The organism is Kitasatospora sp. NPDC034023, from assembly GCF_055575795.1.
Genome location: NZ_JBVIRY010000004.1, coordinates 207,492 through 219,567 on the forward strand (window position 1 = coordinate 207,492; position 12,076 = coordinate 219,567).

Here is a 12,076-nt window from a genome sequence, read left to right on the forward strand (position 1 = left end):
GTGAGGCGGTCGCCGGGGGGAGGTGTCGTCACGGGTAACTCCAGGGGCGCGCAGGTCGAAGTACCGCGCTACCGTACAACTCCGCGGCCCCCCGGGCGTTCAGGAGTCCAGCAACACCACGTCCACCTCGCTGCCGGCGGGCAGTTCGGTGACGTCCTCGGGGACGGTGATCAGGCAGTCGGCCCGGGCCAGCGCGCCGACCAGGTGGGACTCGGCGCCGCCGACCGGCTCGACCGTGCCGTCGGCCGCCGAGTAGCGGCCGCGCAGGAACTGCCGGCGGCCGGCCGGGGAGCGCAGCGCCGCCGGGCAGAGCGCGCGGACCACCGGGCGGTGCACGTCGGGGGCGCCGAGCATGGTGCGGATGACCGGGCGGACGAAGAGCTCGAAGGAGATGTAGGCGCTCACCGGGTTGCCGGGCAGGGCGAGCAGTGGCACTCCGGCCGCGCCGCCGATCCGGCCGAAACCCTGCGGCTTGCCGGGCTGCATCCGCAGCTTGCGGAAGTCGACGCCCCCGTAGGACTCGAAGACCTCCTTGACCACGTCGTACGCGCCGACGCTGACGCCGCCGCTGGTGACGATCAGGTCGGCGCGGCCGAGCTGGTCCTCCAGGACGGCGCGCAGCCGGTCGGCGTCGTCCGGGACGGCGCCGACCCGGTAGGCGATGGCGCCGGCCTCCTGGGCGGCGGCGGTGAGGGTGAAGCTGTTGGAGTCGGAGATCTGGCCGGGCCCGACGGGCTCGCCGGGCTGGACCAGCTCGCTGCCGGTGGAGAGCACCACGACCCGGGGGCGCGGGCGGACCGTGACGGTGGCCCGGCCGATCGCGGCGAGCAGGCCGAGCTGGGTGGGTCCGAGCCGGGTGCCGGCCTCCAGGACCGTGGAGCCGGCCGCGACGTCGCTGCCGCGGCGGCGGATGTGCGCGCCCTCGGCGACCGGGCGCAGGACGCGGACCTCCTCGTCCGGGACCGGCGCGGTCATCGCGGCGGCGGCCACTCCGGTGCCGGTGCCGCCGTCGGTCCACTCGACCGGGGCGACGGCCCGGGCGCCGGGCGGGAGGGGGGCGCCGGTCATGATCCGGGCGGCCTGGCCGGGGCCGACCTTGGGCAGCTCGCCCGCGCCGGCGGCGATGTCGCCGACCACCGAGAGCACCGACGGATAGGTGCCGGTGGCGCCCTCGGTGTCGGCGGTGCGGACCGCGTAGCCGTCCATCGAGCTGTTGTCGAAGGGCGGCAGGTCGCCGTCGGAGGTCACGTCCTCGTCGAGCCGGCAGCCCTGGGCGTCGAGCAGCTGGAGCTCGATCGCGGGCAGCGGGCCGACGGCGGACAGCACGTCGGCGAGGTGCTCGTCCACCGTCCAGAGGCGGGGGGCCGCCGGTGCCGGGTCCGATCCGGCGTCGCAGCAGGCTGCGGGCGTGGTGCTGTGCTCGGTGGACCCGGTCATCGGCGGCTCGCTCTCTGTCGTGTCAGTCCTGCATCTCGGAGCCGACGAACTCCCGCAGCCAGGAGCGGAACTCCGGGCCCAGGTCATCGCGCTCGGCGGCCAGACGGACGATAGCGCGCAGGTAGTCGGCGCGGTCGCCGGTGTCGTAGCGGCGGCCCTTGAAGAGCACGCCGTGCACCTGGCCGCCGGTCTCCGGCTCGCGGGTGGTCAGCTCGCGCAGGGCGTCGGTGAGCTGGATCTCGCCACCGCGGCCGGGCGGGGTCTCGCGCAGGACGTCGAAGACCAGCGGGTCGAGGACGTAGCGGCCGATGACGGCGTAGTTCGAGGGGGCCTCGCCGGGCTCGGGCTTCTCGACCAGGTCGGTGACCTGGAAGACGTCCTCGCCGAAGCCGTTGGCCTTGACGGCGGCGCAGCCGTAGAGATGGATCTGGGAGGGGTCGACCTCCATGAGGGCGACGACCGAGCCGCCGAGCTCCTGCTGCACCTCGATCATGCGGGAGAGCAGCGGGTCGCGGGGGTCGATCAGGTCGTCGCCGAGCAGGACGGCGAAGGGCTGGCCGGCGACGTGCTGCTCGGCGACCGAGACGGCGTGGCCGAGGCCCTTGGGGTCGCCCTGGCGGACGTAGTGCATGTTCGCCAGCTCGACGGACTCGCGGACGCGGGCCAGGCGCTGCTTGTCGCCCTTGCGCGCGAGGAGCTCCTCCAGCTCGTAGGCGCGGTCGAAGTGGTCCTCCAGGGCGCGCTTGTTACGGCCCGTGACCATCAGTATGTCGGACAGGCCCGCGGCGGAGGCCTCCTCGACGACGTACTGGATGGCCGGCTTGTCGACGACCGGAAGCATCTCCTTCGGGGTGGCCTTGGTCGCCGGGAGGAAGCGGGTGCCCAGTCCGGCCGCGGGTACCACGGCCTTGGTTACCGGAACTCGGGAGTTGGTCGTCGTCATGCGTTTACCTTACTCAGGCACGTTTTCGCCCGGCCGAGCGCGCTCGGACGGCTAGGACAGCACGTCTCGGGGCACGGCCACAGCGGCAGGCGTATGGGAAGGGACCGGCTGGGCGAGGGGGTCCCCTCCGGCACAGGGCGACAGACTACCCGGCTTTTCCGAACGGTCACGTTCGGCAGTCGGACCGTACTCCGCACCGGAAGTGACCGGTTCGCGAAGCCCGGTGGCGGGCCGGTCGCGGTGGCGCGGCGAGATCCGCCAGCAGTCGCCGCCGGCCGCCCTCGCCTCGGCGAGCGCCGTGTCGGCGGCGCGCAGCAGGACGGCGGCGTGGGTGCCGTCCTCGGGCAGGACGGCGACGCCGGCGGCGGCGGTGAGGCCGTTGCCGTGCGCCGGGCGGGCTTCGCGCGTCCCGGAGGACCAGTCGAGCAGCAGGTGGCGGCGGACCGACCAGACCAGCCGCTCGGCGACCTGCGCGGCGCCCTCGGCGCCGGTGTCGGGCAGCACCACCAGGAACTCCTCGCCGCTGTAGCGGCCGAGGGTGTCGGCCCGGCGGATCTCCATCGCGAGGCGCTGGGCGAGGTCGCGCAGTATCGCGTCGGCCCGGCCGCGGCCGTGCTCGGCGATGACCGCGTCGAAGCCGGTGATCGCCAGCATCAGCACGGCGAGCGGGCGGGGGCGGTCGGCCTGGTCGGCGTGCTCGGCGCGGCGGGTCCGTTCGATCTCCCGGTCCAGGGTGAGCTGCAGGTGGCGGTAGTTCCACACGCCGGTGAGCGGGTCGCAGGAGGCGGTGCGCTCCAGCTCGGCGCAGCGGTCCTCCAGTTCGGCGATCCGCGCCCGCAGCCGCTCCGCCCGGGCGGCGGCCCCGGCCCGGTCCCGTCGCACCCGCAGTCCGAGGACGGTGGCGCCGGCCAGCGCGGGCGCGCTCAGCAAGGCCAGGGCCTGGACCAGGAGCGGGGTGGACATCGGGGCGTCCTTTCGCGTGGCAGGCTCTGCGCGTCGACGGTCTGGAGACGTGGAGGATCCGGTGCACAACGAGAAGAACGATCTGAGGACACGGCTGTTGACGCGGCGCCGCGCGCTCTCGGCCGAGGAGCGCGCGGCGGCGGCGCTCGCGCTGGCCGGGCACGCCGGGGAGCTGGCCGGGCCGGGCGCCACGGTGGCCGCGTACGTCTCGGTGGGCGCCGAGCCCGGGACCAGACCGCTGCTGGACGCGCTGCGGGCGCGCGGGGTGCGGGTGCTGCTGCCGGTGCTGCTGGCGGACAACGACCTGGACTGGGCCGCGTACGTGGGGGCCGGGGAGCTGGCCCCGGCCGGGCGCGGGCTGCTGGAGCCGGTCGGTCCGCGGCTCGGGCAGGAGGCGGTGACGGAGGCCTCGGTGGTGCTGCTGCCGGGTCTGGCGGTGGACCGCGGCGGGCTGCGGCTGGGCCGGGGCGGCGGCAGCTACGACCGGGTGCTGGCCCGGCTGGGGCGGGCGGGCGTCCGGCCGGTGCTGGCCGTGCTGCTGTACGAGCACGAGCTGCTGGAGCGGGTGCCCGCCGAGCCGCACGACCGGCCGGTGGACCTGGCGGTCACGCCGTCGGGGGTGCGGCGGCTGGGGTGACGCGGGTGAACGGCGGCGGCCCCGCTCCCTTCGGGCGAAGGGGGCGGGGCCGCGGGGTGTCCGTACGGACGTCAGCCGGTGGTGAGCACCAGCTTGTGCTTGGTGGCCTTCTCGACCGCGTCCGGGGTGTAGGCCCAGGTGAGCTGCTTGCCCTTGAGCCAGAGGTCGGTCTGGTCGTTGTAGTTGTCGTTGAAGGCGTGGCCGGAGGCGCCGCCGACGTTGATCCAGCGCGAGGAGTCGAGGTCGTTCAGGTCGACCACCATCCGCATCGACGGGATCCAGTCCACCTGGTAGCCGGCCGCCGCGTTCCAGCCGGCCGCGTCGACCGCCGCCGAGCCGCCGGAGAGCCGGTACGGGCCGCGGTTGAGCAGCTTGTGGAGCACGCCGGAGGCGATCGAGGAGTCGTCGGTGCCGAGGGTCTGCTCCTTCAGCTCCAGCTTGTGCAGACGGCCCCAGCTCCAGGTGGAGATGTCCTTGCTGAGCAGCGAGGTCAGCTCCTGGCGGGCGTTCTTCATCGCTTCCTTGAGCAGGTTGTCCAGGCCCTTCTGGACGGTGTGCTGGGAGTCGATGTAGGTCCACCACGAGCTGTCGGGCTTCTCCAGCTGCTGGCGCACGACCTCGGTCCAGCGGTCGCCGCCGTCCGGCTGGGCCTTGCCCGGGTCGCGGGTGCCGCACTCGGTGACGATCTTGGTGGTGCTGTCGGGCTTGGTCGGGTCGTCCTGCTGGCGGACCAGCAGGCAGTTGTCCTTGGCCCGGAGGTCGGCCGGGAACTTCTGGCCGAAGGCGAGGGTGAGCAGCTGGCGCCAGACGCCGTTGTAGTAGGCGGCGGCGGCCGAGTCGGCGTCCTGGTGGTAGTTCCAGTCCTTCAGCAGGTCCTGGGCCTCGCGCACGTACGGGTCGTCGATCTGCTGCTTGAGCAGCAGCGGGACCAGCGTCTTGGCCATGATGCTGGTGTTGTCCAGCTGCAGGGTCTGCATGTCGTCCGGCGAGATCTTGCCGTTGTTCTTGAGCAGGCCCTCGATCTGGTCGGTGATCTCCTTGGCGCGGGTGCCGTACTCCCAGTCCTTGGTCAGGCTGGGCTTGTAGGTCTGGTCCACCACGGCCTGGTTGGCGGTGACGATGTAGCCGGAGGAGGGGTTGAGGCTCCACGGCAGCGCGGTGAAGGGGATCGAGTCCTTCCACTGGTACGCGGAGTCCCAGCCCAGCGCGGGGTAGGTGCCGTCGCCCTTGCCGCGGACCGGGATGGTGCCCGGGGCCTGGTAGCCGATGTTCTTGGCGTCGGCGTAGATCAGGTTCTGCGCGGGGACGGCGAAGTCCTTGGCGGCGGCGCGGAACTCGTCCCAGTTCTTCGCCTTGTCCAGCCCGAAGACGGCGTCCATGGTCTTGCCGGGGCTGAGCGCCGTCCACTGCAGGGCGACGCCGTAGCCGCTGGTGCCGCGGTCGGGGGCGGAGGTGCCGTTGGGGGCGTACTTGCCGACGTTCTGCTGCTCGTCGCGCTGGTCGGAGATGAGCGGGGCGCCGGTCTGGGTGGTGCGGACGGTGATGGTGCGGTCCTCCCCGCCGGCGACCTTGATGGTCTCCTTGCGGAGGTCGAACTTCACGTCCTTGCCGTCGACCTGGTAGGTGTCCGGGCCGGTGACCTTCTCCAGGAAGAGGTCGGTCACGTCGGCACCGAGGTTGGTGAAGCCCCAGGCGATGTCCTTGTTGTGGCCGATCACCGCGCCGGGCATGCCCGCGAAGGTGAAGCCGGAGACGTCGAACTGGCAGGCCGGGGAGGCGGTCCGGCAGTGCAGGCCCATCTGGTACCAGACCGAGGGCAGGCCGGGGCCGAGGTGCGGGTCGTTGGCCAGCAGCGGCTTGCCGGTGGTGGTGTGCGAGCCGGCGACCGCCCAGGAGTTGGAGCCGATGCCCTGGCCGGGGCGGCCGAGCAGCTGCGGCATCCCGTCGATCCGGTCGGTGAGGCCCTGCAGCAGCGCCTTGGTGGTGGCCGCGCCCTGGGTGGTGGCGGTGCCGTTGCCGGTGCCCGGCTGCGGGGAGCCGTCGGCGGGGCGGTAGTTGTCGCCGCTCACGGTGCCGGTCTTCACGATGGTGCCGTTGCGGGCGTACGGGTAGTCCGGGTACAGCTCGGCGATCTTGTCCGGGCTGAAGTCCTGGGCCAGCAGCGAGCGGTCGACCTCCTCCTGGAGGTTCCCGGAGAGGTTCCAGGCCATCGCCTTGAGCCAGGCCACCGAGTCCACCGGACTCCACTGCTCGGGCGTGTAGCCGCTGTTGACGGCGCCGAGCAGGGCGTACTCCAGCGAGGCCTTCTCACCGCCGGGGTGCTCGGAGAGCCAGGCGTTCACGCCGTCCGAGTAGGCCTGCAGGTACTTCTTGGTCTCCGGCGCCAGCTTGGTGTCGAACTCCTTCTGCGCCACCTGCCGCCAGCCCATGGTGCGGATGAAGGTGTCGGTGTCGACCTGGCCGTCGCCGAACATCTCGGAGAGCCGGCCGGCGGTGATGTGCCGTCGGACGTCCATCTCCCAGAAACGGTCCTGCGCCTGGACGTAGCCCTGGGCGCGGAACAGGTCCTCGGGGGTGTCGGCGTACAGCTGCGGGATGCCGTTGGCGTCCCGCTTCACGTCGACCGGCGCGGTCAGGCCCGCCACCTTGACGCTGCCGTCCACCTCCGGGAAGGACGCGCGGACCGCGGAGACCCCGCGGTAGCCGCCGTAGCCGACGCCGGCCACCAGCAGCACGACCAGCACGATCACGATCAGACGGGCGCGCCGGAACTTCTTCGAGCGGGGCATCTGGGTCCTTGCGGTCCTGACTTCGGGGCGGGCGGGCGTGTCCAGGGCCTGCGGCCGTGACAGGGAACCACATTAGGCCGAGTCGGCCGGGCACCGTGAACGGGGGACCAAGCTAAAGATATGGCAAAATGTTAGACTGAGTAACGATCCGTAAGAGGAGCATTGACGCCCCCTTAACGCGGGTCGCCCTCACAGCACCACCAGACACCCCGTCCGCCCCTGCCTGCCCGAGGTGCCCCTGCGTGAACGTCTCCCACCTGAACCAGCTCCTCCTCGAAGCCTCCGTGATCCTGCTCTTCGCGGTGGTCGCCGTCCGGATCTCCACCCGGTCAGGGCTGCCCAGCCTGCTGATCTATCTCGGGATCGGCGTGGCGCTGGGCCAGAACGGGATCGGCGTCACCTTCAACAACGCCGCGATGACCCAGGTGATCGGCTACGCGGCGCTCGTGGTGATCCTGGCCGAGGGCGGCCTCAAGACCAGCTGGCGGGAGATCAAGCCGGTGATGCCGGCGGCCACCGTGCTCGCCACCGCCGGCGTCGCGGTCAGCGTGTTCGCCACCGCGGCCGGCGCGCACTGGCTGGTCGGCCTGGACTGGCGGACCTCGCTGCTGCTCGGCGCCATCGTCTCCTCGACCGACGCGGCCGCCGTCTTCTCGGTGCTGCGGATGGTCCCGCTGCCGCACCGGCTCACCGGTCTGCTGGAGGCCGAGTCCGGCTTCAACGACGCGCCCGTGGTCATCCTGGTCGTCGCCTTCGCCACCACCGGGGAACTGGACTCCTGGTACGTCCTGGTCGGCACGATCCTCGCCGAGCTGGCGATCGGCGCGGTGGTCGGCTTCGCCGTCGGCAAGCTCGGCGCCTACGGGATCAAGCACGTCGCGCTGCCCTCCTCGGGCCTCTACCCGATCGCCGTGATGGCGCTCACCGTGCTCGCCTACGCGGGCGGCGCCCTGCTGCACGGCTCCGGCTTCCTCGCCGTCTACATCAGTGCGGTGATCCTCGGGAACTCCAAGCTGCCGCACGGACCGGCCGTCCGCGGCTTCGCCGACGGGCTGGCCTGGATCGGGCAGATCGGCATGTTCGTCCTGCTCGGCCTGCTCTGCACGCCCGCGACCATGGGCTCCTCCGTGGTGCCCGCGCTCGTCACAGGCGCTGTGCTGGTCTTCCTGGCCCGGCCCCTGTCGGTGGTGGTGTCACTGACCCCGTTCAAGGTGCCGGCCCGCGAACAGGCGCTGCTGAGCTGGGCCGGGCTGCGCGGGGCGGTGCCCATCGTGCTGGCCACCATCCCGGTCGTGTCGGGCGCGCACAAGGCCGCGGACGTGTTCAACATCGTCTTCATCCTGGTCGTCGTCTTCACCCTGCTCCAGGGGCCGACCCTGCCGTGGGTGGCCAAGCGGCTGCGGATCGGCGAGGGCGCGATGGGCCAGGACCTCGGCATCGAGTCCGCCCCGCTGGAGAAGCTGCACGGGCACCTGCTGTCGGTCGCGCTCTCCCCCACCTCCCGGATGTCCGGCGTGGAGATCGGCGAGCTGCGGCTGCCCAAGGGCGCGGCGGTCACCCTCGTCGTGCGCGAGGGCAACTCCTTCGTGCCGGACAAGGCGACGGTGCTGCGCGGCGGGGACGAGCTGCTGGTGGTCACCACGGACGAGGTCGGCGAGGCGGCGGAGCGGCGGCTGCGGGCCGTGGACAGGGGCGGCAAGCTCGCGGGGTGGCTCAACGGGCGGTGAGCCCGGATGCCTCCGGGGCACTGGGGGCGGGTGGGGGTGCTCAGGGCGCTCGGGGCGCTCGGAGCGCTCGGAGCGGGTGGGGTGGTCGGGGTGCCCGGGGCGTTCCGGGGTCGCCGGGAAAGGGGTGGACTAGCGGGATCTACGCGCGTAACTGTATGCTGGTTCGACCACGCCGTATAACCACCGCTCAGAACACCCCAGCATCTGCCTGACGCAGAGTTGGCGCGACCGCTCGGCGGCCGCGGTCCACCCCCGGCAACCACACCGGGCCGACCCGGTATCACCCCGGTCGACGCGCGAGAGGACGACTCTCGGCGCCGTCGGGGCCACCCCATGCCCTGCCGCGCTACCAGGCAGCAGGAAGGACCGACCGTGACGGCCCGCCGAACGGTCGACCGCGCCGCGGACACCACCGCGGACACCACCGCAGCCCGGACCCCCACCCGAGTCGGGTACGGCGAGCTGCTGCGCACCCCCGGGGCCTGGACCTTCCTGGCCCCCGCCCTCGTCGCGCGACTGCCCTACGCGATGCTCAGCATGGGCATCCTGCTGCTCGTCACCCAGACCCACGGCTCGTACGGCACCGCCGGTACCGTCACCGCCGTCGCCGCCGTCGCCCAGGCCCTGATCGGGCCGCAGACCGGGCGGCTGGCCGACCGGTACGGGCAGTCCGCGGTACTGGTCCCGACCGTCCTCGTGCACGGGGCCTCGGTCGGCGCCCTGATCGCGCTGGCACTGGGGCACGCCCCGGCCTGGAGCCTGTTCCTGGCCGCCGTGCCGGCCGGTGCGAGCGTGCCGCAGATCGGCGCGATGGTCCGGGCCCGCTGGATCGCCCGGTTCACCGCCGACGGCCCCTCCGACGCCTCGGCGGCCCGGGTGAGCACCGCGTTCGCCTTCGAGTCCGTGACCGACGAGTTCACCTTCGTGATCGGCCCGATCCTGGCCTCCGGCATCGCCGCCCTCGCCAACCCGGCGGCCGCCCTGGTCGCCGAGGCCGCGCTGACCGTCGCCGGCGGCCTGGCCTTCGCCGCCCAGCGGCGCACCGCCCCCGCCCGGATCGTGCAGCAGCCCGGCACCAAGCGCGCCTCGGCACTCGCCTCCCCCGGCGTCCGGCTGCTCGCCGGGACCTTCCTCGGGGTCGGCGCGGTGTTCGGCGGCATGCAGGTCTCGGTCAACGCCTTCGCCGACTCCGTCGGACAGCACGCCGCGGGCGGCACCGTCTACGGGATCTTCGCGGGCGGCTCCATGCTGGCCGGCGTGCTGTACGGCGTGATCGCCTGGCGCCGGCCCGTCCAGCAGCGGATGCTGATCAGCTACGCGCTGCTGGTGCTGGGCTGCTCCACGCTGTGGGCGATGCCCAACCTGGTCGCTCTCACCGTGGCCGGGCTGGTCTGCGGTCTGGCCATCGCGCCGACCCTGATCAGCGGCTACACCCTGGTCGAGACGCTGGTCGCGGACGGCGCCAAGACGGAGGCCTTCACCTGGCTGACCGGTGCCATCGGGCTGGGCCTGGCGGTCGGCTCGATGGCGGCCGGGAAGCTGATCGACGGGCACGGGCCGTCCACCGGCTTCCTGGTGCCGTTGATCGGCGCCGGACTGGGGCTGGTCACGCTGTTCTCGCTGCGACACCTGCTGGTGGCGCCGAGCGCGGGGCGCGGCCGGATCGTCGCGACCTCCGGAGCGGCCTCCGCGTCGGCTTCCGAAGCGGCCTCCGGGGAGCGCGGGGGTGCTGCGCAGCTGGTGGGCACGGCCAAGGGCTGAGCGAGCGGTGGTCCGGCAGCCGAGACCAGGCCGAGGCCGGTCGCATCTCACACCGGAGTCGCTGGACTGATCCAGCGGAATGCCGCATCATTGACCATCGTTAGCACTCATAAGGCGAGAGTGCCAGGAGGAAGACAAGTGCCCACGTACCAGTACCAGTGCACCGAGTGCGGCAACGGCCTGGAGGCGGTGCAGAAGTTCACCGACGAGGCGCTGACCACGTGCCCCGACTGCCAGGGACGGCTTCGCAAGGTCTTCTCGGCCGTGGGTGTCGTGTTCAAGGGATCCGGCTTCTACCGGACCGACAGCCGCTCCTCCTCCAGCAGCTCGGTCGGCTCCGGGTCTTCGTCGACCTCGTCGACGTCGTCCACCCCGGCGCCCACTTCGAGCACGGGCTCCTCGGCGCCGTCCAGCCCGGCTCCGGCCGCGAGCTGATCCCCGGCCCCGGGACGGAACGACCCGGGCGCCCAGCAGTCCTCGGAAAGGCCCGTCGGCCCCGCATTCCTGCGGGGGCGGCGGGTCTTTTCGCGCTCTTCCCCGTCTCTCCGCGTCTTTCCGCGTCTTTCGCCGTCTTTTCACACCGCTTTCGTCACCGCGGAAGGGTCGGATCCACTCGCGCGAGTGTACGAACTTGTCCACAGGGGCGGGTTTGTCCACAGCCTGAGGGAAACCGCTTTCCGAGTCCGCCCCGACGGCGCATCGTGGGGGTCGTCAGCCGGTCCACCGGGGGTCGGCTGCCGGACCTTTCGGAGGTGCGTCGATGACGACCGTGAGCTTCTCCGTCCCGCTGCCCGCGCCCGCCGTGCCGCCCCGGCAGGAGGTGCCGAGCTTTCCGCCGATCCGGCGCGGGTGCGGCGGGTGGCACCGCTGGCGCAGCGCGGTGCGGCGGCGGGCCGGGGTGCCCGCGCTGGTGCTGCTCGCGGTGGCGGCCGCGCTCGCGCTCGGGCCCGCGCGGGCCGGTCTGCCGCCGCCCGGCGGGGGCGCGCTGGGCCGGACGGGTTGTCAATCCGGAGCTTCGGAAGATCACCCGTAACCCGGAAACGACTTCGTCGTTCGAGGCGGCATGAAGGGCTTCAAGGAATTCCTGCTGCGTGGAAATGTCGTCGAACTCGCCGTCGCCGTGGTCATCGGTGCCGCTTTCACCAATATCATCAACGCCTTCGTCAAAGGCGTGATCAATCCGATTGTCGGTGTGTTCGGAACGAAGGACCTGGGTTCCTACAGTTCCTGCCTCAAGGGGCCCTGCGAGGTGAGCGCGACCGGTGAGGTCACGTCCGGAATCCTCATCCTGTGGGGATCGGTGCTCAGCGCCGCCCTGCAGTTCCTGATCACCGCGGCCGTCGTCTACTTCGTTCTGATCGTGCCCATGAACAGGATGGCGGCCCGCCGCAAGTCCTTCACCGAGGCGGCGGCGGAGGCAGAGGCCAAGGAGGTCCAACTGCTGACCGAGATCCGCGACGCGCTGGTCACGCCGCTGCGCTGACCGCGCTCGCCCGTCCTCAGTCCCCGTGGTGGGGCGGGCGCTGGCTCAGGTACCAGTCCAGCCCCCGCCCGCCGCTCTCCCCCGCCCCGGAGCGCCCGCCCCAGCCGGCGTCGGTGTCGTCCCGGGACTGCTGGTCCAACGGGTCCCGGAAGACCAGCCGGGCCTTGGCCGCGGGCTTCTTCTGCGACTCCCCGCCCTGGCCCCGGCCCTGGCGGTCCTGCTCCTCGCGGTCCCGGTCCTGGGCCTGGTCGTCCTGGGCCTGCGCCTGGCGGTCCTGAGCCTGGTCCGTCGGCCGGTCCTGTTCCTGCTCGCTCACCCTGTCCACTCCGTTGCTCG

At 72.4% G+C, this 12,076-nt stretch carries 11 protein-coding genes; 6 read left to right on the plus strand and 5 right to left on the minus strand.

The annotated features are described in order from the left end of the window. Nucleotides 1-99: 99 nt before the first annotated feature. Genes glp through ACZ52R_RS08030 form a run of 3 tightly spaced genes read right to left on the minus strand, consistent with a single transcriptional unit; the run spans nt 100 to nt 3,343 of the window. On the minus strand, nt 100-1,437 hold the full coding sequence (gene glp, locus ACZ52R_RS08020; protein ID WP_465753122.1) for a molybdotransferase-like divisome protein Glp: 1,338 nt from the start codon (nt 1,435-1,437) through the stop codon (nt 100-102). Between the two features lie 22 nt (nt 1,438-1,459). Next, nucleotides 1,460-2,380, minus strand: a complete 921-nt coding sequence (gene galU / locus ACZ52R_RS08025; protein ID WP_360494310.1) for a UTP--glucose-1-phosphate uridylyltransferase GalU — start codon at nt 2,378-2,380, stop codon at nt 1,460-1,462. Between the two features lie 51 nt (nt 2,381-2,431). Next, a complete protein-coding gene (locus ACZ52R_RS08030) occupies nt 2,432-3,343 on the minus strand; it encodes a GGDEF domain-containing protein (RefSeq protein ID WP_465753124.1) in 912 nt (303 codons plus the stop codon). A 61-nt stretch (nt 3,344-3,404) separates the two neighbouring features. Here ACZ52R_RS08030 and ACZ52R_RS08035 point away from each other — a divergent pair, with 61 nt between their 5' ends. Continuing rightward, the gene (locus tag ACZ52R_RS08035; RefSeq protein WP_465753126.1) at nt 3,405-3,980 is read left to right on the plus strand and encodes a 5-formyltetrahydrofolate cyclo-ligase; all 576 of its coding nucleotides are present in this window, start codon (nt 3,405-3,407) and stop codon (nt 3,978-3,980) included. 71 nt (nt 3,981-4,051) lie between these two features. On the opposite strand, the gene ACZ52R_RS08040 is transcribed toward ACZ52R_RS08035, so the two are convergent. Beyond that, nucleotides 4,052-6,769 carry a penicillin acylase family protein gene (locus ACZ52R_RS08040; RefSeq protein ID WP_465616646.1) on the minus strand — a complete coding sequence of 906 codons (2,718 nt, stop codon included), beginning with the start codon at nt 6,767-6,769 and terminating at the stop codon, nt 4,052-4,054. Between the two features lie 242 nt (nt 6,770-7,011). Between ACZ52R_RS08040 and ACZ52R_RS08045 the strand changes: the two genes are divergently transcribed. The 5 genes from ACZ52R_RS08045 (at nt 7,012) to mscL (ending at nt 11,740) form a co-directional block, all read left to right on the plus strand. Then, nucleotides 7,012-8,496, plus strand: a complete 1,485-nt coding sequence (locus ACZ52R_RS08045) for a potassium/proton antiporter (RefSeq protein WP_465753128.1) — start codon at nt 7,012-7,014, stop codon at nt 8,494-8,496. 372 nt (nt 8,497-8,868) lie between these two features. Then, nucleotides 8,869-10,257 carry an MFS transporter gene (locus ACZ52R_RS08050; protein ID WP_465616642.1) on the plus strand — a complete coding sequence of 463 codons (1,389 nt, stop codon included), beginning with the start codon at nt 8,869-8,871 and terminating at the stop codon, nt 10,255-10,257. A gap of 138 nt (nt 10,258-10,395) precedes the next feature. Continuing rightward, nucleotides 10,396-10,692, plus strand: coding sequence for an FmdB family zinc ribbon protein (locus ACZ52R_RS08055; protein ID WP_465616640.1), 297 nt, complete (start codon nt 10,396-10,398; stop codon nt 10,690-10,692). Between the two features lie 325 nt (nt 10,693-11,017). Further along, nucleotides 11,018-11,290, plus strand: a complete 273-nt coding sequence (locus ACZ52R_RS08060) for a hypothetical protein (protein WP_465616638.1) — start codon at nt 11,018-11,020, stop codon at nt 11,288-11,290. Between the two features lie 30 nt (nt 11,291-11,320). Then, nucleotides 11,321-11,740, plus strand: coding sequence for a large conductance mechanosensitive channel protein MscL (mscL, locus tag ACZ52R_RS08065; RefSeq protein ID WP_465661347.1), 420 nt, complete (start codon nt 11,321-11,323; stop codon nt 11,738-11,740). A 16-nt stretch (nt 11,741-11,756) separates the two neighbouring features. Here mscL and ACZ52R_RS08070 read toward each other — a convergent pair whose 3' ends face one another. Beyond that, nucleotides 11,757-12,056, minus strand: coding sequence for a hypothetical protein (locus ACZ52R_RS08070; RefSeq protein WP_465661349.1), 300 nt, complete (start codon nt 12,054-12,056; stop codon nt 11,757-11,759). Between the last annotated feature and the right edge of the window lie 20 nt (nt 12,057-12,076).